The sequence below is a fragment of the Candidatus Pelagibacter sp. HIMB1505 genome, assembly GCF_052047915.1.
GTDB lineage: Bacteria > Pseudomonadota > Alphaproteobacteria > Pelagibacterales > Pelagibacteraceae > Pelagibacter > Pelagibacter communis_A.
Genome location: NZ_JBNAIR010000001.1, coordinates 278,627 through 297,522 on the forward strand (window position 1 = coordinate 278,627; position 18,896 = coordinate 297,522).

At 29.2% G+C, this 18,896-nt stretch carries 27 protein-coding genes; 17 read left to right on the forward strand and 10 right to left on the reverse strand.

What is annotated here, in order from left to right:
- Positions 1-3 precede the first annotated feature (3 nt).
- Positions 4-417 carry an EVE domain-containing protein gene (locus ACTTAU_RS01455; RefSeq protein WP_438306206.1) on the reverse strand — a complete coding sequence of 138 codons (414 nt, stop codon included), beginning with the start codon at positions 415-417 and terminating at the stop codon, positions 4-6.
- Complete coding sequence (tsaD, locus tag ACTTAU_RS01460) at positions 417-1,487, reverse strand: tRNA (adenosine(37)-N6)-threonylcarbamoyltransferase complex transferase subunit TsaD (protein ID WP_438306204.1); 1,071 nt, start codon at positions 1,485-1,487, stop codon at positions 417-419. Before tsaD ends, ACTTAU_RS01455 begins: the two co-directional genes overlap by 1 nt.
- Before the next feature lie 39 nt (positions 1,488-1,526).
- Here tsaD and hemC point away from each other — a divergent pair, with 39 nt between their 5' ends.
- From hemC to ACTTAU_RS01500, 8 genes are all read left to right on the forward strand, one after another.
- Entirely contained in the window at positions 1,527-2,447 is a 921-nt protein-coding gene (hemC, locus tag ACTTAU_RS01465) for a hydroxymethylbilane synthase (RefSeq protein WP_438306202.1), read from the forward strand.
- Position 2,448: 1 nt separating this feature from the next.
- Positions 2,449-3,147, forward strand: coding sequence for a uroporphyrinogen-III synthase (locus ACTTAU_RS01470; protein WP_438306200.1), 699 nt, complete (start codon positions 2,449-2,451; stop codon positions 3,145-3,147).
- Positions 3,148-3,149: 2 nt separating this feature from the next.
- The gene (locus tag ACTTAU_RS01475; RefSeq protein ID WP_438306198.1) at positions 3,150-4,235 is read left to right on the forward strand and encodes a mechanosensitive ion channel family protein; all 1,086 of its coding nucleotides are present in this window, start codon (positions 3,150-3,152) and stop codon (positions 4,233-4,235) included.
- Positions 4,232-4,522 (forward strand): YggT family protein, encoded by a 291-nt coding sequence (locus tag ACTTAU_RS01480; RefSeq protein ID WP_438306197.1) that lies wholly within the window; start codon positions 4,232-4,234, stop codon positions 4,520-4,522. The genes ACTTAU_RS01475 and ACTTAU_RS01480 overlap by 4 nt, the downstream gene beginning before the upstream one ends.
- Before the next feature lie 5 nt (positions 4,523-4,527).
- On the forward strand, positions 4,528-5,373 hold the full coding sequence (locus ACTTAU_RS01485; protein WP_438306195.1) for a bifunctional 5,10-methylenetetrahydrofolate dehydrogenase/5,10-methenyltetrahydrofolate cyclohydrolase: 846 nt from the start codon (positions 4,528-4,530) through the stop codon (positions 5,371-5,373).
- A gap of 117 nt (positions 5,374-5,490) precedes the next feature.
- On the forward strand, positions 5,491-5,661 hold the full coding sequence (locus tag ACTTAU_RS01490; protein WP_440632909.1) for a hypothetical protein: 171 nt from the start codon (positions 5,491-5,493) through the stop codon (positions 5,659-5,661).
- A gap of 3 nt (positions 5,662-5,664) precedes the next feature.
- Positions 5,665-5,934: an SHOCT domain-containing protein gene (locus tag ACTTAU_RS01495; RefSeq protein ID WP_438306193.1), complete on the forward strand. Its 270-nt coding sequence runs from the start codon at positions 5,665-5,667 to the stop codon at positions 5,932-5,934.
- A gap of 5 nt (positions 5,935-5,939) precedes the next feature.
- On the forward strand, positions 5,940-6,935 hold the full coding sequence (locus ACTTAU_RS01500; RefSeq protein WP_440632910.1) for an MBL fold metallo-hydrolase: 996 nt from the start codon (positions 5,940-5,942) through the stop codon (positions 6,933-6,935).
- Here ACTTAU_RS01500 and ACTTAU_RS01505 read toward each other — a convergent pair whose 3' ends face one another.
- Both ACTTAU_RS01505 and ACTTAU_RS01510 read right to left on the reverse strand, forming a co-directional pair.
- The gene (locus tag ACTTAU_RS01505; protein ID WP_438306189.1) at positions 6,936-8,024 is read right to left on the reverse strand and encodes a PQQ-dependent sugar dehydrogenase; all 1,089 of its coding nucleotides are present in this window, start codon (positions 8,022-8,024) and stop codon (positions 6,936-6,938) included.
- Entirely contained in the window at positions 7,999-8,709 is a 711-nt protein-coding gene (locus ACTTAU_RS01510; protein WP_438306187.1) for an SDR family NAD(P)-dependent oxidoreductase, read from the reverse strand. The genes ACTTAU_RS01505 and ACTTAU_RS01510 overlap by 26 nt, the downstream gene beginning before the upstream one ends.
- 27 nt (positions 8,710-8,736) lie before the next feature.
- Here ACTTAU_RS01510 and ACTTAU_RS01515 point away from each other — a divergent pair, with 27 nt between their 5' ends.
- From ACTTAU_RS01515 to ACTTAU_RS01535, 5 genes are read left to right on the forward strand one after another with little or no spacing between them, the layout of a single operon-like run.
- Positions 8,737-10,227 (forward strand): cryptochrome/photolyase family protein, encoded by a 1,491-nt coding sequence (locus ACTTAU_RS01515; protein WP_438306185.1) that lies wholly within the window; start codon positions 8,737-8,739, stop codon positions 10,225-10,227.
- Positions 10,228-10,608, forward strand: a complete 381-nt coding sequence (locus ACTTAU_RS01520; protein ID WP_438306183.1) for a CidA/LrgA family protein — start codon at positions 10,228-10,230, stop codon at positions 10,606-10,608.
- Complete coding sequence (locus tag ACTTAU_RS01525) at positions 10,592-11,317, forward strand: LrgB family protein (RefSeq protein WP_438306181.1); 726 nt, start codon at positions 10,592-10,594, stop codon at positions 11,315-11,317. Before ACTTAU_RS01520 ends, ACTTAU_RS01525 begins: the two co-directional genes overlap by 17 nt.
- A 2-nt stretch (positions 11,318-11,319) precedes the next feature.
- The gene (locus tag ACTTAU_RS01530) at positions 11,320-11,649 is read left to right on the forward strand and encodes a hypothetical protein (protein ID WP_438306179.1); all 330 of its coding nucleotides are present in this window, start codon (positions 11,320-11,322) and stop codon (positions 11,647-11,649) included.
- Between the two features lies 1 nt (position 11,650).
- Positions 11,651-11,776 (forward strand): DUF2256 domain-containing protein, encoded by a 126-nt coding sequence (locus ACTTAU_RS01535; protein ID WP_438306177.1) that lies wholly within the window; start codon positions 11,651-11,653, stop codon positions 11,774-11,776.
- A gap of 24 nt (positions 11,777-11,800) precedes the next feature.
- Here ACTTAU_RS01535 and ACTTAU_RS01540 read toward each other — a convergent pair whose 3' ends face one another.
- From ACTTAU_RS01540 to ACTTAU_RS01555, 4 genes are read right to left on the reverse strand one after another with little or no spacing between them, the layout of a single operon-like run.
- Positions 11,801-12,940, reverse strand: coding sequence for an FAD-binding domain-containing protein (locus ACTTAU_RS01540; RefSeq protein WP_438306176.1), 1,140 nt, complete (start codon positions 12,938-12,940; stop codon positions 11,801-11,803).
- A gap of 7 nt (positions 12,941-12,947) precedes the next feature.
- The gene (locus ACTTAU_RS01545) at positions 12,948-14,132 is read right to left on the reverse strand and encodes an argininosuccinate synthase (RefSeq protein WP_438306174.1); all 1,185 of its coding nucleotides are present in this window, start codon (positions 14,130-14,132) and stop codon (positions 12,948-12,950) included.
- 3 nt (positions 14,133-14,135) lie between these two features.
- Entirely contained in the window at positions 14,136-14,642 is a 507-nt protein-coding gene (locus ACTTAU_RS01550) for an invasion associated locus B family protein (RefSeq protein ID WP_438306172.1), read from the reverse strand.
- Positions 14,639-15,676, reverse strand: a complete 1,038-nt coding sequence (locus tag ACTTAU_RS01555) for an NADP(H)-dependent aldo-keto reductase (protein ID WP_438306170.1) — start codon at positions 15,674-15,676, stop codon at positions 14,639-14,641. Before ACTTAU_RS01555 ends, ACTTAU_RS01550 begins: the two co-directional genes overlap by 4 nt.
- A gap of 62 nt (positions 15,677-15,738) precedes the next feature.
- Between ACTTAU_RS01555 and ACTTAU_RS01560 the strand changes: the two genes are divergently transcribed.
- Complete coding sequence (locus ACTTAU_RS01560) at positions 15,739-16,500, forward strand: Bax inhibitor-1/YccA family protein (protein ID WP_438306168.1); 762 nt, start codon at positions 15,739-15,741, stop codon at positions 16,498-16,500.
- 4 nt (positions 16,501-16,504) lie between these two features.
- Here the strand turns inward: ACTTAU_RS01560 and ACTTAU_RS01565 are convergent, their stop codons facing one another.
- On the reverse strand, positions 16,505-16,843 hold the full coding sequence (locus tag ACTTAU_RS01565; protein ID WP_085114973.1) for a DUF2794 domain-containing protein: 339 nt from the start codon (positions 16,841-16,843) through the stop codon (positions 16,505-16,507).
- Positions 16,836-17,387 (reverse strand): septation protein A, encoded by a 552-nt coding sequence (locus ACTTAU_RS01570; protein ID WP_438306166.1) that lies wholly within the window; start codon positions 17,385-17,387, stop codon positions 16,836-16,838. Before ACTTAU_RS01570 ends, ACTTAU_RS01565 begins: the two co-directional genes overlap by 8 nt.
- Before the next feature lie 89 nt (positions 17,388-17,476).
- Between ACTTAU_RS01570 and hspQ the strand changes: the two genes are divergently transcribed.
- The 3 genes from hspQ (at position 17,477) to ccmD (ending at position 18,891) form a co-directional block, all read left to right on the forward strand.
- On the forward strand, positions 17,477-17,797 hold the full coding sequence (gene hspQ, locus ACTTAU_RS01575; protein ID WP_085114975.1) for a heat shock protein HspQ: 321 nt from the start codon (positions 17,477-17,479) through the stop codon (positions 17,795-17,797).
- 162 nt (positions 17,798-17,959) lie between these two features.
- Complete coding sequence (gene ccmC / locus ACTTAU_RS01580; RefSeq protein ID WP_438306164.1) at positions 17,960-18,667, forward strand: heme ABC transporter permease CcmC; 708 nt, start codon at positions 17,960-17,962, stop codon at positions 18,665-18,667.
- Positions 18,664-18,891: a heme exporter protein CcmD gene (gene ccmD / locus ACTTAU_RS01585; RefSeq protein ID WP_438306162.1), complete on the forward strand. Its 228-nt coding sequence runs from the start codon at positions 18,664-18,666 to the stop codon at positions 18,889-18,891. The genes ccmC and ccmD overlap by 4 nt, the downstream gene beginning before the upstream one ends.
- The last annotated feature ends 5 nt before the right edge of the window (positions 18,892-18,896 follow it).

Consider the following 18,896-nt stretch of genomic DNA (forward strand, 5'->3'; position numbering starts at 1 on the left):
TTTTTAAACTTTACTCATCTTATTTAAAATTTTCCAGCTTTTAGAATCTACAGGCATTACTGACAGTCTACTTTGTTTTATTAGAGATAAATGGCTCAATTCCTTAACTTTTTTGATATCTTCGAGTGTAACTGGTCTATCAAGTTTTTTCAGAAATTTAACCGTTACCGCAACAAATTTACCTGTTTTGTCAGTTTTATCTAAATAAGCCTCTTTAATAACCTCAACAATTCCAACAATTTCTTTTCCAATATTTGAATGATAAAAAAAACATTGGTCTCCTTTTTTCATAGATTTTAAATTTTTTGCTGCTTGATAATTCCTTACACCATCCCAGGGCGCACCTTTTAAACCAGCTTTTATTTGTTGATCAATAGACCAAACATCAGGCTCTGATTTCATTAACCAATATTGCATTATAGTTTTACTCCAGCACCTTTTAAAAAAGCTGCACTTTCATCTAGGGGCCATCTCGGTTTAGCAGGAAAATCTAAATCATTAAATTGTTTTAATTTAAATTTTTCTAAACCAACCATTGCTATCATTGCAGCATTATCCCCACATAAGTTTATTGGAGGAAATATACTCTTATAATTATTTTCTTCACAAAGATTAATTAGCATAGTTCTAATTTTTTTATTAGCTGCAACACCACCCGCAACAACAAACGTTTTGTTATTTAAATTATTTTTTTCATATTCAGTAAAAGCAATTTTTGTTTTTTTATACATGATTTCCAAAATTGTTTTTTGAAATGATGCAGCAATATCAAATTTATCTTGTTCACTTTTAATATTTTTACTTACTTTTAATATTGCAGTTTTTAAACCAGCAAAGGAAAGATTACAGCCACCTTTGTGGAATATAGGTTTTGGTAATTGATATTTATCTGGATCTCCTTTTTCAGCCAATATTTCAATTTGTGGTCCACCAGGAAATTCTATCCCAAGAAGTTTTGCCGTTTTATCAAAAGCTTCGCCAAGCGCATCATCAATTGTGGTGCCTAATCTTTTATAATTTCCAATTCCTTCAACTGATAAATATTGAGAATGACCTCCTGAAATTAACAATAATAAATATGGATAATTAAGTACTGAATTTAATTTAGGACTTAAAGCATGACCTTCCAAGTGATTAACAGAAATAAAAGGAATATTCATTGCCGAGGCAAATGATTTTCCAAAACTAAGACCAACAGACAAACAAACAATTAAACCCGGACCAGCAGTAGACGCTACAGCATCAATATTTTCTATTTTAATTTTACTTTCATCAATTGCTTTTTGAACAATCCAGTCAATTTTTTCTATATGAGCTCTAGCTGCAAGTTCTGGCACTACACCACCAAATTCTTTATGAACCTCAACTTGACTGGAAACAATATTTGATAAAATTATTGGTATTCCTTGCTCATTTTCAGTTATTACTGAGGCTGCTGTTTCATCACAGCTTGATTCAATCCCAAGAATTATTGGCTTTTTGCTCATTCAAATAGGTTCTATTAATAGTACAATCTCATTACAAGTATGAAAAAAGAAAAAATTATAATTGGTTCAAGAGGAAGTAAATTAGCGCTTATTTATGCTCAAAAAGTAAAAAATAAAATTTTAGAAAATTCCCAATTTCATGAAGATGAAATTGTAATAAAAGAAATAATCACAAAAGGTGATCAAGTTCAGGATAAAAGATTGTCAGAAGTAGGGGGCAAGGGATTATTTTCAAAAAATATTGAAAAAGAACTTTTAGAAGACAATATAGATATAGCTGTTCACGCACTTAAAGATATGCCAGCCATAGAGACAAAAGGTTTGTTATCAAATTTTTTTTTAAAACGAAATGATCCTAGGGAAATTTTAATTAGCAGAGATGGTGCTAAACTTGAAGAACTTGAAGATCAATCAATAATAGGCACTTCATCTTTTAGAAGAGAGTTTCAAATTAAAAGATTGAAAGAGAATGTTTCTTGTAAATTGATAAGGGGCAATGTTGATACAAGACTTAGAAAACTGCAAGAGGGTTTGTATGATGCAATAATTTTATCGTTAGCAGGCATCAAATCTTTAAAGTTAGAAACAGAAATAACCCAAATATTTTTAACTAATGAAATTATTCCAAGTGCAGGGCAAGGTATAATATGTGCTCAATGCAAGGAAAATAATTTTTCAATAATTGATTTATTAAACAAAATAAATGATCCAGATACTTACAAATGTGCAATAGCTGAAAGAGATATATTAAAAATTTTAGAAGGAGATTGTGAAACAGCAGTAGGAGCTCATGCTATTTTAAAAAATAACGAAATTACTCTTGAAGCAGAATTATTTTCTTTAGACGGCAAAAAAAGGTATTTTGAAAAAGAAAAAAGAAGCATTAATGAATTTGATAAAATAGGCTTAGAAATAGGCAAAATTCTAAAAGACAAGTCTAATGGAGACTATAAAAAATAAAATGCATATACTCTTAACAAGACAACTTGAAGATTGTTCAGATTTAATTTTACGATTTAAGCAACTTGGGCATATAGTTTCTCACTTACCTTTGTTGGTCATAGAAAAAGTTAACTATGATCAAAAAAAATTAAATGATTGTAAAAGTATTATTTTTACAAGTGCAAATGCGATTAAATTTTTAGAAACAAAAGATATTAATAAAAATATTAAATGTTTTTGTGTTGGATTAGCGACTGAAAAAAAAGCTAAAAGTGTCGGCTTTCAAAATATAATTGCTGCAGAGGGAAATGTAAGAAATCTTAAGGAATTAATATTGCAAAATTTTGATCCATCTGATGGTGAAATAATTTATGTAAGTGGTGAAATCATTTCATCAGATTTGGACCAACAACTAATCAAAGATGGGTACTCAGTCAAAAGACTAATTAATTATAAGACTAATCATAATAAGATTTACGATGATAATTTTGTTGAAAAATTAAAGGTTAATATTCCCAATATTGTTTATATATATTCATATAACAGCGCTTTAAGTTTTTTAAATTTTATTAAAAATGAAAATTTACAAAGCTTTTGGATGGATACAAACTTGATGTGCATGGGTGAAAAAACCTCATCAATATTGAATGAAATTAAATGGAAAAAAATTTTTCTTTTTAATCCTGGAGAAGAAGAGTTTTTGTTATATAAAATTTGATAATGGAATTATTAAATAATTTTTCTGAAATATTTTTGTCAGTTTGGGACAAAGGAATACTTGGGGTTGATATATTTCAGATTTTAATTGGTATAGGAATTTTTTTAGTTTTTTTAATTTTCAGAGGACTAATTAGTAAATTGATTATTAAAAAGCTAGAATTAATCTCTAAAAAAACCACAAATAAATTAGACGATACTTTTGTGAGCTCTCTAGTTGGTCCTGCAAGATTTTTCCCAATCGTAATTGGTTTTTTTATTGCTAGCTATTACATGTCATTTTCGTCAGAAGGCAGAGAAATAGTCGACACAATCAATAGAACTTTAATAACAATTTTAATCTTTTGGATTATTCATCAAATAATTGAACCTATCTCATATATTTTAAGTGGCTTAGATCAATTACTTACACGAGAGCTAATTGGTTGGATCATAAAATCATTAAAAATTTTAATCTTTATTCTGGGTCTTGCAGCTGTTCTCGAACTTTGGGGGATCAAAATAGGACCAATTATTGCAGGGCTTGGATTGTTTGGTGTTGCTGTTGCTTTAGGTGCTCAGGATTTATTTAAAAATTTAATTTCGGGAATTTTAGTTTTAGTTGAAAAAAGATTTAAGATTGGAGATTGGATATCTGTTGATGGTGTCATAGAGGGGATAGTTGAAAAAATTGGTTTTAGATCAACATCAATAAGAAAATTTGATAAATCCTTAGCAATTATTCCAAATTTTCAATTTGCAGAAAATGCTGTAACTAATGTTAGTGAAACTTCTAATTGGAGAATAAGATGGGCTATCACCCTTCAATACAATACTACGATAGATCAATTAAAAAAGATAAGAGATGAGATCGAGGCATATATTAATAAAAGTGAAGATTTTAATCAAAGCGCAGGAGTAGCTGTAAGAATTGAAAAATTTTCAGATAGCTCAATAGATCTATTGGTGAGATGTTTTACAAAATCAAATAGCTGGAACGATTGGTTGGAAGTAAAGGAAAGACTTGCAATAGAAATAAAGCAGATAGTTGAAAGTAACAAAGCATCATTTGCTTTTCCAAGTCAGTCAATTTATATCGAAAAAAAATGATTGCTATTTTTTATCTGATATTACAGATATTAAAACTTTATTCTTACGTTGTTATAGCCAATGTAATTATAAGTTGGTTAATTGCCTTTAACATTTTAAATACACATAATAGATTTGTGTATTCGATATTAGAACTAACCTATAAGCTTACAGAACCTTTTTTAAAAAGAATAAGAAGATTTTTACCTAATTTAGGATCTTTGGATATTTCACCAATTATTCTTCTTTTACTAATTTGGTTCATTGAAATCTGTATGAAACTCTATATTGCTCCTTTGATATTTTAAATATTATGATTTTAATTGATGGTAAAAAAGCTGCCGCAGAGCTAAGAGAAGATCTCAAAAAAGAAGTTACCTCTTTAAAAGAGAAACACAATAAAGTTCCAGGGTTAACAGTAATTTTAATAGGTGATTTAACACCAAGTCAAATTTATGTGAGAAATAAAGAAAAGTCTGCAAATGAAGTTGGTTTAAAATCTGAAGTAATTAAATATCCTGATACAGTTGAAGAAAAAGTTGTGTTAGAAAAAATCCAAGAACTAAACAAAGATAACTCAGTTTCTGGAATTTTAGTTCAGTTACCATTACCAAAACATATTGAGAAACAAAAAATTATTGAAACTATTGATCCATCAAAAGATGTAGATGGTTTTCATCCAATGAATGTTGGCAACTTGTCATCTGGTTATGAAAGTTCAATACCATGTACTCCACTTGGATGTTATTTGCTAATAAAAAAGATTGAACCCAATTTAAGTGGAAAAAAAGCAGTTGTTATTGGAAGATCCAATTTAAATGGTAAGCCAATGACACAATTACTATTAAAAGAAAATTGCACTGTAACTATTACCCATTCAAAAACAAAAGATTTGAAGGCAGAATGTTTAGAGGCTGACATTATTGTTGCAGCGGTTGGTATCCCAGAACTTGTTAAAGGAGATTGGGTTAAAGAGGGTACAATCGTAATTGATGTTGGAATAAATAAAACAGAAAAAGGGATTGTTGGAGATGTAAATTTTGATGAAGTGTCAAAAGTTGCAAAAGCTTTAACACCAGTTCCAGGTGGTGTAGGTCCAATGACGATTGCATGTTTGTTAAAAAATACAATTGATTGTTTCAAAAGATCACAAAACTAAAGACTTTTAATACAAGTTTTTTTGTCTCAAATTAAAATTAAAAAATTAATTTTACTTTATTTTTGATAGTCTCACTTTGTGAAGAGACCAAAATATCCTTATAGAATTGCAATTATTATGCTTCTTTTAACAGCTGTTCCAATTGGTGCTACTCAATTAGGATGGCACTTGTATGGAAAACAAGTTGGCTTTGATTATGGAATGATAGCGGGTACATTTGCTGTTATATTGGCAGGATATTTAATGTATGAAAAAGGATGGAGAAACGAAGACGAGGATGAAGATTAACTTATGGAAAAATTAATTTTTTTTATACTGGCTGTACCAATATTAATTTTTGTTTTTTACCTAGGTGGATCAGCAATTATGACAGGCTTTAAAGCAAAGGTAGATAATGCACCCAATAAAGAAAATGAAACAAATTCTGACAATAGTAATAATGATTTAGAAAATAATTCAAATTTAAGTGCTGAAATCACCAAGTTAAATGAGCTTTTAAAGTCAGGAGTTTTAACGCAAGAAGAATTTGATAAAGCAAAAAAGAAATTATTGGATAACTAAATTCATTGGATAAAAAACCATATCATCATCTGCCAGATGGAACGTTTAGAAATCCTGAGGGCTCTCCAGTTCATACAAGTAAAGTAAATTTTTCATATAGATTTTTTAAAAAAAAAACTAATGAAATAGATAGAAATGTTCCATCTGATTTTATTGTTGATAAGCAAACTGTTTTAGAAGATCTCAATAAACATAAATCTGAGGATTATATCGTTTGGATTGGCCATGCAACATATTTAATCAAATTAGGTAAGACAACTATTATTACAGATCCTGTATTCTCAAAAAATGCAGGACCTTTAATTTTTGGTCCTAAAAGGTTTACTAAGCCAGCATTGAACTTAGATGAACTACCAAAAATAGATTTATTTTTACTAACCCATAATCACTATGATCATCAAGATATGAAAACGATTAAAAAGTTTCCTTATAAAAATACCAAAGTTTTGGTTCCTCTAAATCTGGGAAAATATTTTACAAAAAATAATTATAACGATGTAAATGAATTAGATTGGTATGATTGTGTTGTTATAAATGAAAATTTAAAAGTTACTTTTTTACCAGCTGTTCATTGGTCTAAAAGAAGTTTAACAGACACTAATAAAACTTTGTGGGGTAATTTTTTGATAGAATATAAAAATAAAAAAATATTATTTGCTTGCGATACTGGATATGGAAATATCTATAAAGAACTTGGAGAAAAATTTGGTCCGATAGATCTAACTATGATTAATATAGGTGCGTATGATTTTAAACCAATGTTTGACAAAAGTATTTATCATACAACTCCTGAAGAGGCTCTTAATGTTGCAAAAGATTTAAAAAGTAAAAAAGTATTGGGCATGCATTGGGGAACTTTTGTGCTTTCATTTGAACCTATCATGGAGCCACCGAAAAGATTTAAGGAGAATGCGGAAAATTATGGTTTTAGAAAGAATGAGGTATTTACTTTTAAAATAGGTGAAGTTTCTTCGCTAAAAAAATTGTTATCGTATAGTTAATTAATTTTTTTCCATAAGCCACAAGCTATCACTTGCTAAAAAATAAATTTTTCCATTCGTAGGATGAATTTGAATATCTCTAATTCTTCCAATCTTATCTTTGAAAATTATTTCCTCTTTAACATTATTATGATCATTAAAATCCAAAGTTCTAAGAGACTGATCTTTTAAGGATGTAATAAGAGCTTTTCCATTCCATTCACTAAATTCTTTTCCATCATAGATAGTAATTGCGCTAGCAGCAATTGATGGTACCCAATATTGAATTGCTTTTGTGAAACCTGGTTTCCACTTTGGTCCAATCGGTATACCAGAGTAATTTTTTCCACCCCAACCTAATATTTTCCATCCATAGTTTTCACCTTTTTTTATTTCACCAAACCAATCACCACCTCTAGCTCCATGGTTGCTTGCATAAATTTTATCATCAAATTTAGAATAAGTTAGACCTTGAGGATTACGAACTCCTATTTGATATATTTCTGGAAGCCAATTGTCCTGACCTTGAAATTTAGGATTATCAATTGGAACTGATCCATCTAGATTTATTCTTATTATGCTGCCTGTATGATTAGTTGGATCTTGTGCTATCATTCCACCACCTCTCTCCCCAATAGATGCATAAATTTGTTTATCTTTAATGGCTAAACGTGAACCATAGTGATAGCCAGAATTAATATCAGGACTTGCCTGAAAAATATTTTTAAAATTAATATTTTTGTTATTAAATTCGCCTCTTGCTATAGAGGTATTTGATTTACCTGATCCTCTATCTTCAGAATATGAAACCCACACATATTGATCTTGATAAATTACATCCAATAAACCACCCTGACCATCAACAAGAAAATTTATATTGTGGTTAATTTCATTAACTTTACCAGTTTCAATATCAACTAATTTAATTTTTCCAATTTTTTCAGTAATAATTAACTCTTTGTTATTAACAAAAGTTGACCCCCAAGGGTCTTCAAGATTTGTAATTTTGCTTATCTGAATAGTGTTTGCAAAACAAATTTGATTAAAAAAATAAACTAGAAAAAAAAATATTACTTTTTTCACTTTATGATAATTTTGATCTCCCGCCATCAACTGCAATTATCTGTCCAGTAATCCAAGAGCTTTCCTCGCTAATTAAAAATTTTGCCATTGAGGCTGAGTCTTTTCCTTCTCCCAATCTTTTTAAAGGATGCGCTTTAGCTATTCCTTCAGCAAGGACTTTATTTTTAAGCATTGGCTCAGCTATTTTGGAATTTGTTAAGCTTGGAGCAATACAATTAACTCTAATATTTGGAGCAAATTCAGCAGCAAGTGAAACTGTCAAACCTTCAACTGCCGCTTTGGCTGAAGCTATAATTGCATGGTTAGTAAATCCTCTTTGAGCAGCAACTGTAGAAAAAAGAACTATAGAGCCTTTATTTTTTTTTAAACTTTCTTGATAGCCTTTAATTATTTCAACAGCTGAATATAAATTTAATTTCATGCATTTATTAAAATCTTCTTCCTTTACCATCCGTAATGGTTTTAAATCAATTGAACCAACACAATAAGCAATTCCTTTTACTTCAGATACATCTGCCTTTACTTTTTCAATGAAATTATCTTCTAAAACATCAGCCACAGTAAAAGAACAACCCAGCTTATTAGCTATTGTACTTACCATCTCTTCATTTCTTGCTACTAAATGGATATCATGACCCGAACTTTTTAATTGTTCAGCTAAATTAGATCCAATAGATCCTGTTGCACCAAAAATGAGATATTTTTCTGACATAAAAAATTTTATTAGTTATATTCAACTATGAAGTTATTTTTTATACTTGGCAATCAATTATTTCCAACAAAATACATCGACCGCTTCAAAAAAGACCACACCTTCTTTATGGCTGAAGATAAAGGTCTCTGTACATATGAGAAGCATCATAAGCAAAAAATTCTATTATTTTTATCTTCGATGAGGTCTTATGCAGATGAATTAAAGAAAAATAAATTTAAATTAGATTATCTTAAAATTGAAGATAAGGATTTTAGTGAAGATTATTTAAAAAAATTAAAAAAAGTAATTACAGAAAAAAAAATTAAACAAGTATCTAGTTTTGAAATAGAAGATAAATCTTTTGAAAACAAAATTTTTCTTTTTTTAAAAAAAGAAAAAATTGAATGGAATATTATTCAATCACCAATGTTTTTAAATTCTAGAGAAGAATTTAAAACTTATTTAGCAAAATCAAAAAAGCCTTTTATGGCAACTTTTTATAAAGAAGTTAGAAAAAAATCAGGAATTTTAATGGGCTCTGATGGAAATCCAATAGGTGGCAAGTGGAGTTTTGATGAGGAAAATAGAAATAAATTACCAAAGAACATATCTATACCTAAGTTTCCAAAAATTAATGAAACTAGCCATACAAAAAAATTAAAACCATTAATTGAGAAATTATTTAAAAATCACCCAGGAAAAACAGAAAATTTTTGGTTAGCAACTGAACATAATGATGTCGTTAAACTTCTAAATTTTTTTATTAAAGAAAAAGCAAATTTATTTGGTGACTATGAGGATGCAGTAGATCAAAAAGATAATATTCTTTTTCATAGTGCTTTAAGCCCTTACATAAATTTGGGATTGATAACTCCTGAATTTATAATTCAAAAAATTCTAGATTTTCACAAAAAAAATAAAATCAGAATGAATTCACTGGAAGGTTATATTCGTCAGGTGATTGGCTGGAGAGAATTTATGCGAGGCATATATCAGAGTTACTCTAAAGAAATGGAAACAAGAAACTTTTTTAAACAAAATAGAAAAATGAAAAACTCTTGGTATGAAGGCAATACAGGTTTGCCACCACTAGACCATGCAATTAAAAATGTTGTTAATTATGGATGGTCTCATCACATAGAGAGATTAATGATTTTATCAAATATTATGAACTTATGTGAGATCAAACCTACAATTGTTTATAAATGGTTTATGGAAATGTTTGTAGATTCATCGGATTGGGTAATGGTTCCGAATGTATATGGTATGGGATTATTTAGCGATGGAGGAATTTTTGCAACAAAACCTTATATCTGTGGCTCTGCATATTTTATGAAAATGATGGATTTCAAAAAAGGTGAATGGTGCAATGTAATGGATGGGCTTTATTGGAGATTTATAGATCGAAACAGAAAGTTTTTTTTAACCAATCCAAGATTATCAATGATGGTAAGAATTTTTGATAAAATGAAAAATGAGAGAAAAAAACTGATTCTCTCAGAGGCAGATAAGTTTATAAAAAAAAATACTATTTAAATGTTAAGAAGTTTATTCATAATATTTTTTTTTCAGCTTTTAGGTGAAGCAATTCAGAAATTTTTTGAAATTAATATCCCGGGACCAGTAATAGGTTTAGTGATACTCTTGTTAGTATTCATATTTTTTTTAAAATCTTCTTCCCAGTTTAAGAAAATAAAAAAAGATATTTCTCATACTAGTCATCAAATTATAAATTATTTATCACTATTATTTGTTCCAATTGGCGTTGGTGTAGTTATGCATATTAATTATCTTGGAGATAATTTATTTAAGATATTAGCAATTATTATAATAGGAACTTTAGCCACATTAGTTTTCACAGCATTTGTTATGGAAAAAATAATCAATTCAGAGAAAAAAAATGTCAAAAGAAGATAAGCTCTATAAAATTTGGGTCTATTTACAGGCAGAGCCTTTATTTTGGATTACACTTACACTTGGTGCTTTTTTAGTTGGGGATTACTTATATAAAAAATCGAAGCTTAATCCTTTAGTAAATCCAGTTGCAATAAGCATCTTAATTGTTTCAACTGTTTTACTTACTCTGGACGTGTCATATGACAGGTATTTCAACGGAGCAAAATTTATTCATTTCATGCTTGGACCTGCAACAGTTGCTTTAGCAATACCTATTTATGAAAAAAAAGATTTAATTTTTAAAGAAATAAAACCAATTATATTTTCTATTTTGTTTGCAATCCCTTTTGCAATTTTAATCACTTATTATTTAGCAAGTTTTTTTAATCTGGATGAAGAAATAATCTTAACAATGATACCAAGAAATGTAACCGCCCCAATTGCAATGGGTATTGCAGAATTAATAGGTGGAATACCATCACTTACGGCAATAATTACTATTATAACTGGCATAGTGGGAGCATCTCTTGGAACTTTTGCTTTAAATATTTTTAAGATAAGTGACATGAGCGCCAGAGGCTTCGGTTTTGGAGTAGCAAGTCACGGAATAGGAACAGCAAGAGCAATGAGTAAAAATAAAACAGCAGGCGTGTTTGCTGCACTTGCTATGGGTTTAAGTGGGATAGCCACATCTATTTTTGTAATAATAATTTTAAAAATAATAATTTAAAAATGTATATTTCGATTACAGGTATAAAATACAAAGGTTTTTATAAAACTTTAAGATTTTGGTATTATACTATTCCAAGTTTTGTTTCTGCTAGAAAAGCTAAAGGCAATATCTTTTGTGACCAAAAAAAAATAGGAGAATATCATCATACTTTAACTGCCTGGGAAAATAAGGAAATGATGATGAATTATATTAAAAGTAAATTTCACTTAAAGGCTATGAAAAATTTTCAATCAATTGGCACTGGCTCAACATTTGGATTTGAAGGAAATGAAATTCCAAATTGGAATGAGGCTTTAAAAATTTGGAAAGATAATTTTAAAGAAATTTAATTTGAAAAAACAATATTTACCCTCAAAAATTTGTCCAACTTGCAAACGACCTTTTGTATGGCGTAAAAAATGGAGATTAAACTGGGAAAAAGTAAAATACTGTTCCAAGAAATGTTCTGGTAAATGATTATATTATAATGACTTAATAGTCTTAATTTATAGATGAAATAATTTTCGGAATATAATTTTTAAAATTAAAAAACCCTTTATTACAATATTGCCACGCCAATTGATCTAACTTTCTATAAAAAAATGGAATTTTTAGATTGTTTAAATTTAGATAGTCTAAGTTTTCTCCAACATTAGGATATAATGCAAAGCAATTATTAATATTTTTGACTTCAGTTATATCGATAATTTCACAGTTAATTGATTTATCCTTTAATCTTCTTCTTTGATCTTCTATTAGGCCAGATTTAAACTTTAAGAGTTTATCACTTAATTTTATAGATCTACGTTCATTTTTGTTAAAGACTAAATAAATTTTTTCAATGTTATCTTTGTTAATGTCACTAATTTCATAAGATAAATTGTTCTCAAATATTAAAAGATTTTTTTCTTCAATATTTGTTGGATTATTAAATTCTTTTTTAATTAATGGATATAATTTTTCAGAAACTTTAGGTGGTGCATTTTCATTTAGTTTGATGTTTTCGAACCTATTATTTGTAAATTTTTTGATGTTCCATTCACTTGCAAGATAATGTTTACCTTGTGTTTGAATACCAGCTACCCACCTCCAGCCAAGAGTGTTTGATGCAGAGTCCCCATCATAAAGATGTTTCATAAAAAATTCTGCACCTAATTGCCAAGGTAAATCTAGCGTAAATATCCAAATACTTGCAAACCACATTCTAGTATGATTATGAAGGTAATTATTTTCTTTTAGTTCAATTACCCATTGGTCAAAGCAATCAATATTAGTTTTACCATCAATAGCATTTAAATAAGTTTTATTTTCCTTGTAATCATTTTTAATTTTTTTTACTTCTACCAAGTAATCTGTCCAAACATTCGGTCTTAGCTCTAGCCAACCTTTCCAATAAACTCGCCAAAGAACTTCTTGAATAAATTTTTCTATTTTAGAAAAAGGAAATTTTTTTAATGATTTTTCAATTACCTCTAATTCATTAATCACTCCATGAGTGATATAAGGAGATAAGCAAGAAATATTTGATCTGTTAGAAGGCCCAAAATCAAAATTTCTTAATTTTGAGTATTCAGCAAGATTATTTTCAATAAAATTATCAAGATGGTTAAGCGCTTCAACTCGAGAAGGATTAAAATTCATTAATGAATTATTTTAACTTTTTTTTATGAAAATTAATAAATTTTTCTACGTTTGCTTTATTGAAAGTTTTATTTTCTTCAAAAGAAACTTTTTTCATAGAATATGCATTGCTTTTTGTAATTCTTGAATGAATAATTATATTTCCTTTGTAAAGTTTTAATTTAACAGAGCCGTTGACCTTATTTCTTTTAAGATCTACTATTTTTTGCAACCTAAACCTTTCTTTGGAAAACCAATAACCATTGTAAATTAACTCCGCATATCTAGGCATAACACTATCTTTTTTATGCATTGTTTCTTTATCAAGCGTTACAGATTCTATTGCGCGGTGTGCATGAATTAAAAGGGTTCCTCCGGGTGTTTCATAAACTCCTCTAGATTTTATTCCAATAAATCTATTTTCAACCAGATCCACTCTGCCAATTCCATTTTTCCCGGCTAGTCCATTAAGTTTTTCTAAAAGTTTAGATGGAGTAATTTTTTTTCCATTTATTCCTACAGGTTCACCATTTTTAAAATTTATAGTTACAAAACTCGGTTTGTTTGGAGCTTTTTCAGGCGAGGTTGTTCTCTGAAAAATAAATTCTGGAGCTGAGTTTTTTGGGTTTTCTAAAACCTTCCCTTCTGTTGAGGTGTGAAACAAATTATCATCAACAGAAAAAGGTGGTGCTCCTTTTTTATCTTTAGGAATTTCTATCCCATGTTTTTTTGCATAATTTATCAAATCTGTTCTAGATTTTAATTTCCAAATTCGCCAAGGAGCAATGACTTTGATTTTTGGCCCAAAGTAATGGTATCCTAATTCAAATCTTACTTGATCATTTCCTTTACCAGTCGCCCCATGAGATACAGCAAATGCTTTAAATTTTTTTGCAACTCGAATTTGATCTTTTGCAATGAGTGGTCGAGCTATAGAAGTACCAAGTAAATATACGCCCTCATAAATTGCATGACCTCTAATCATTGGATAAACATAATTTTTAACAAACTCATCTTTTAAATCTTGAATGATAATATTTTTTACACCAAATTTTTTAGCGTTACGGAATATTTTTTTTCTATCAATTTCCTGACCAACGTCTGCAGTATAACAAATGACTTCAGCTTGGTAATTTTCTTGAAGCCATTTCAAAATAATAGATGTGTCTAAGCCACCCGAGTAAGCTAAAACAATTTTTTTTTTGGATTTCATTAATTAACTGCAGGCAGTTTTTGCAGCATTATAAGCTTTGGTAAAGCCAAGTAGAGAATAGTGATCAATAGTTTGGGATCCTTTTTGATTGTAACCTGTAATCATAATTCTAGATCCTTTTTTCATCACACTAACCATTTTTTTTTCAATTTTATTATCTGCAATCCAAGCAAAACCTTGTTGAACGATATCAAATTTAATTTTGTTTTTTCCTGAAGTTGCTGTTACTGAGTTATTTTGATTAAATTCATAACCTGGACTAGCACTTATTTCATCAGTAATTTTTTCACTCGGTCTAAAAGTTACAAATAGTCTCGCATCTCTTTTATTAGATTTTGGTGCTTGCAAAACGGGTGATGATTGAGCAAAACAAACGGTTCCAGTTGGCTCCACTAAAACCATAGTTTGCCAATCCTTGTATTTTCCTATTTCTTTTAATTCTTCAGCATTTACAGCCGTAAAGCTAAACAATAATAACAACGATATAGAAGTTAATATTTTTTTAATCATGGACATGGATTTGGATAAATTTTTTGAATTTCATTAATTTCATCAATGACTTCATCGGATAAATTAATATTTACACTTTCTATATTAGTTTTCAACTGCTCCATTGTTGTTGCTCCAATAATTACACTTGTCATGAATGGTTGAATTTCACAAAACTTCAATGACATTTGGGCAAAATCAAGATTATGTTTTTTTGATATTTCATAATATGCATCAACTGCCCTAGTCGTGTTGGGCTTATTATAACGAGTCCAAAAATCTTTATATATTTCAATTCTTGAATTTTTCGGAAGTTGATTATTTCGATATTTTCCAGTTAGATAACCACTTGCAAGTGGAGAATAAGCTAACAATCCAATTTCATCTCTTATTGAAATTTCTGCTAAACCCACTTCATAAGATCTGTTTAATAAGTTATATGGATTTTGAATAGACATCATTCTTGGAAGATCTTGCTCTTTCGCTAAATTTAGACATTTAGATACTCCCCAAGGGGTTTCGTTTGATAATCCAATATCTCTAATTTTACCCTCCTTAACAAATTTACCTAAATGATCCAAAACATCTTCAAATTTATTCCAATCTTCATTTTCATTGTGCGTGTAGCCTAATCTTCCGAACATGTTGGTACTTCTCTCTGGCCAGTGAAGCTGATATAAATCTATATAATCAGTTTTTAATCTTTTGAGACTATCATTTAAAGCTTCAGTCATTCTTTCAAGTGTATAATTATTTCCACCTCCACGAATATACTCTCTAGCTGGACCAGCAACCTTCGTTGCTAAAATTACTTTGTCTCTTTTTTTTGTTTTTTCAAACCAATTACCAATAATTATTTCTGTATGACCAAAAGTTTCTTGTTTTGGTGGAACAGCATACAACTCAGCTGTATCCCAAAAATTAACACCCTGATCTAACGCAAAATCCATCTGCTCAAATCCTTCTTCTTGAGTATTTTGCTCACCCCAAGTCATTGTGCCGAGACAAATAGTGCTAACTTTTAAGTCAGTATTGCCTAGTTTTTTGTAATTCATCAGAATTAACTCTTTTAAGGCATCTTGAATAATTAGTAAAAGACTATTATATCTAACTCATTATGGAATTTGACAAACAAGGTATCTTAAATAGAGAAAAAGCAGCCCAACAAACAGCAGCAGTAATGGATGAAGGCCTAAGAGCCTACATGCTTAAAGTTTATAACTATATGGCAACTGGTGTTCTATTAACTGGAATCATTGCATTATTATCATTTAAAATGTCTGTTGTAACAGATGCTAATGGAGCAATTGTATCTCTAACACAATTTGGAAGTGCGATTTACATGTCTGGCTTAAAATGGATTGTAATGTTAGCGCCATTAGGAATAGTTTTTTATATGAGTTTTGGAATTAATAAAATGAGTGCTTCAAAAGCTCAAACTACATTCTGGGTGTTTGCAGCTTTAATGGGTTTATCATTATCATCGATTTTATTGGTTTACACAGGTTTAAGTGTAACAAGAGTGTTCTTTATATCTTCAGCAACCTTTGGTGCGATGAGTATTTATGGCTACACTACTAAAAGAGATTTAACTAAGTTTGGTTCATTTTTAATGATGGGATTGATTGGAATAATCATCGCTTCATTAGTTAACATATTCTTAAAATCTTCAATGATGTATTTTGCAATATCAATAATTGGAGTGTTAATTTTCGTTGGTCTTACAGCATATGATACACAAAAAATTAAGAACATGTATGTTGCAAGCGACTCTGGTGAATTAGTTGGAAAAAAAGCGGTGATGGGCGCTCTAACTCTTTACCTAGACTTCATCAACTTGTTTATCATGTTGCTAAGATTATTTGGTCAAAGAAGATAAAATTCTAAAGTTTTTTCCAGTTAGTATTTTTAAGTAAACTCTTAAGTTCAAAAGAGTTCTTTAAAATCTTACCATTAGTATCAGTGATTAGATATTTTAAGTTTTTATTCTTAGGTTTAAAATTTTTGCATATTTTATAGAGAGCATTTTCTGCTGCATTTTTAAAAACGCTAAAGCTTACCTGTTTACTTGAAATACTAAGTCCATAATCTCTCCAAGAGCCTTCCGAGACCATTTTTGCGTATAAATCTAGAATTATTTGTAATTCATCTTTTTCAAAAAAGTGTTTCTCCTCAATTTTTTTGTGTGAGTTGTTTACTACGAGTCTTAAATTGTTATTCATTTATTTTATATTTATTAATTAAACCAATTTGAAATCCTGTAAAAATAACTGTTATTGGCAGCATACCCCAAACTTTAAAGTTAACCCAAAACTCTTCAGACTGTGTTCTCCAAATAAATTCATTTAATAGAGCAAGACCAAAGAAGAAATACATCCATCTTTTATTTAGAATTTCCCAACCAATATCACTTAAAGGTATAGATTTTCCCATTATCTTTTTTAAGATTGGTTCATTTGTAAAATATTTGCCAAAAAATAATGCTAAAGCAAACATAATATTAATTATAGTTGGCTTAACATAAATAAATATAGGGTCATTAAAATAAATAGTAAGTCCACCAAAAAAAGTAATTAAAATTCCACTGACCAAAGGCATTGGAGGAATTTTTTTTTCAAATACCCAGACTACAATTAGCGCGACTATTGTCGCAATAATTAATGGAGGAATTGCTACAGATAAATTTTTGTCATTACTGTAATAATAGAAAAAAAATATCGCTAAAGGCCCAAAATCTGTGAGAAATTTTAAAAAAGATTTGTTCACTGAAAAGATATTAACATAATTAGTTGTGTCATAAAAACTTTATCTTTTTTCTTATTGATTTTTTATTCTAAATCTCCATATTAAACTCAATGGCAATACAAAAAGCTAAGTTTTCAATCGGCGACATTGTAAAACATAAACACTTTGAATTTAGAGGTGTGATATATGATGTTGATTTTGAATTTAATAACTCTGAAGAATGGTATCAATCTATTCCAAAAAATGTGAGACCAAGAAAAGATCAACCTTTTTATCATTTACTTGCTGAAAATGATGAGATTACATATGAAGCTTATGTGTCAGAACAGAATCTTCTAATGGATGACTCTGACGAACCTATTAAACATCCATTAATTGAGGAAATTTTTTCTGGTAAAAAAGGGTCTAGTTATTTTAAGCCATCAAACTAAAAAATCACTATTTCAACACATTTGGTTCAAATCTTGGTCATAGAGATTAGTTAGAAATTCATTAATATCTGGTCAAGGGTGTGAATTTTACCCTTATCATTATCTCCCTCTACATTCTTGATCAGATATATCTTTCATACTAAAACCATCATAACTTAATTTATGTTTAAAATTTTTGAACCAAATAAAATATTTTTAATTACTTCAAAAGCGCCAAAATATGTAATGGCACTTTTTATAGCGGTAATTTCAATTGGTTTAATAGAAGCTCTAATTTTATCTCCAGAGGACTATAAGCAAAGTCATTCTGTGAGGATTATGTATGTGCATGTTCCTGCAGCCTGGATTTCACTAGGAATTTTTTCTTCTATTACATTATTATCTCTAAGTGGATATATTTTTAAAAATAAGAATTTCTTTTTAATTGCAAAAAGTTTAGCGCCTTCAGGTTTGGTTTTTAATATTATTGCATTGGTTACTGGTTCTATTTGGGGAAAACCTACGTGGGGCACATGGTGGGCATGGGATGCAAGAATTACATCAATGTTAATATTAGCTATTTTTTATTTATTATATTTAATTGCTTGGAGAATTTATGAGGACAAAGAAAAAGTTCTCAAAATAACAACTTTGATAACCATCTTTGGAATAATAAACATACCAATTATTAAATATTCTGTTGATTGGTGGAATACACTTCATCAGCCAGCCTCCATTAACATCATGTCTAAATCTGCCATTCACTCATCAATGCTTCTTCCGCTGATGATCATGACTGCGGCATTTGCCCTATTTTCTCTGCTAATTTTTTTAATGAAATATAATACAGAATTGATAAAGTTAAAAAATAAAGGATTAGATAGATTATGATTAATGAATTATTAAATATGAATGGGTACGGACTTTATGTTTGGTCTGCATTTTCATTTACACTTTTAAGTTTTGCAACTTTGTATTCAGTAACGAAGGTTCAATACATTAGAGAGAAAAATAAATTCATAGCTAAGTATGGTGAGCTTGATGCTCAAAAAGCTAAAATAGCAAGAACTCAAACTATCAACCAAGAAATTTTATCTGGCAGCCAAAGTATTTAACTTTT

Bases quoted from the DNA above. Each gene is read 5' to 3' on its own strand.
- hemC (WP_438306202.1), top strand. From the start codon at position 1,527: ATGAAAAAAGAAAAAATTATAATTGGTTCAAGAGGAAGTAAATTAGCG.
- ACTTAU_RS01455 (WP_438306206.1), bottom strand. From the start codon at position 417: ATGCAATATTGGTTAATGAAATCAGAGCCTGATGTTTGGTCTATTGAT.
- ACTTAU_RS01490 (WP_440632909.1), top strand. From the start codon at position 5,491: ATGCTTCTTTTAACAGCTGTTCCAATTGGTGCTACTCAATTAGGATGG.
- ACTTAU_RS01540 (WP_438306176.1), bottom strand. From the start codon at position 12,940: ATGAATTTTAATCCTTCTCGAGTTGAAGCGCTTAACCATCTTGATAAT.
- ACTTAU_RS01555 (WP_438306170.1), bottom strand. From the start codon at position 15,676: ATGAATTACAAAAAACTAGGCAATACTGACTTAAAAGTTAGCACTATT.
- ACTTAU_RS01480 (WP_438306197.1), top strand. From the start codon at position 4,232: ATGATTGCTATTTTTTATCTGATATTACAGATATTAAAACTTTATTCT.
- ACTTAU_RS01505 (WP_438306189.1), bottom strand. From the start codon at position 8,024: ATGGCGGGAGATCAAAATTATCATAAAGTGAAAAAAGTAATATTTTTT.
- ccmD (WP_438306162.1), top strand. From the start codon at position 18,664: ATGATTAATGAATTATTAAATATGAATGGGTACGGACTTTATGTTTGG.
- ACTTAU_RS01515 (WP_438306185.1), top strand. From the start codon at position 8,737: ATGAAGTTATTTTTTATACTTGGCAATCAATTATTTCCAACAAAATAC.
- ACTTAU_RS01560 (WP_438306168.1), top strand. From the start codon at position 15,739: ATGGAATTTGACAAACAAGGTATCTTAAATAGAGAAAAAGCAGCCCAA.
- ACTTAU_RS01510 (WP_438306187.1), bottom strand. From the start codon at position 8,709: ATGTCAGAAAAATATCTCATTTTTGGTGCAACAGGATCTATTGGATCT.
- ACTTAU_RS01550 (WP_438306172.1), bottom strand. From the start codon at position 14,642: ATGATTAAAAAAATATTAACTTCTATATCGTTGTTATTATTGTTTAGC.
- ACTTAU_RS01520 (WP_438306183.1), top strand. From the start codon at position 10,228: ATGTTAAGAAGTTTATTCATAATATTTTTTTTTCAGCTTTTAGGTGAA.
- ACTTAU_RS01565 (WP_085114973.1), bottom strand. From the start codon at position 16,843: ATGAATAACAATTTAAGACTCGTAGTAAACAACTCACACAAAAAAATT.
- ACTTAU_RS01495 (WP_438306193.1), top strand. From the start codon at position 5,665: ATGGAAAAATTAATTTTTTTTATACTGGCTGTACCAATATTAATTTTT.
- ACTTAU_RS01530 (WP_438306179.1), top strand. From the start codon at position 11,320: ATGTATATTTCGATTACAGGTATAAAATACAAAGGTTTTTATAAAACT.
- ACTTAU_RS01470 (WP_438306200.1), top strand. From the start codon at position 2,449: ATGCATATACTCTTAACAAGACAACTTGAAGATTGTTCAGATTTAATT.
- ACTTAU_RS01485 (WP_438306195.1), top strand. From the start codon at position 4,528: ATGATTTTAATTGATGGTAAAAAAGCTGCCGCAGAGCTAAGAGAAGAT.
- ccmC (WP_438306164.1), top strand. From the start codon at position 17,960: ATGTTTAAAATTTTTGAACCAAATAAAATATTTTTAATTACTTCAAAA.
- ACTTAU_RS01525 (WP_438306181.1), top strand. From the start codon at position 10,592: ATGTCAAAAGAAGATAAGCTCTATAAAATTTGGGTCTATTTACAGGCA.
- ACTTAU_RS01545 (WP_438306174.1), bottom strand. From the start codon at position 14,132: ATGAAATCCAAAAAAAAAATTGTTTTAGCTTACTCGGGTGGCTTAGAC.
- ACTTAU_RS01475 (WP_438306198.1), top strand. From the start codon at position 3,150: ATGGAATTATTAAATAATTTTTCTGAAATATTTTTGTCAGTTTGGGAC.
- tsaD (WP_438306204.1), bottom strand. From the start codon at position 1,487: ATGAGCAAAAAGCCAATAATTCTTGGGATTGAATCAAGCTGTGATGAA.
- hspQ (WP_085114975.1), top strand. From the start codon at position 17,477: ATGGCAATACAAAAAGCTAAGTTTTCAATCGGCGACATTGTAAAACAT.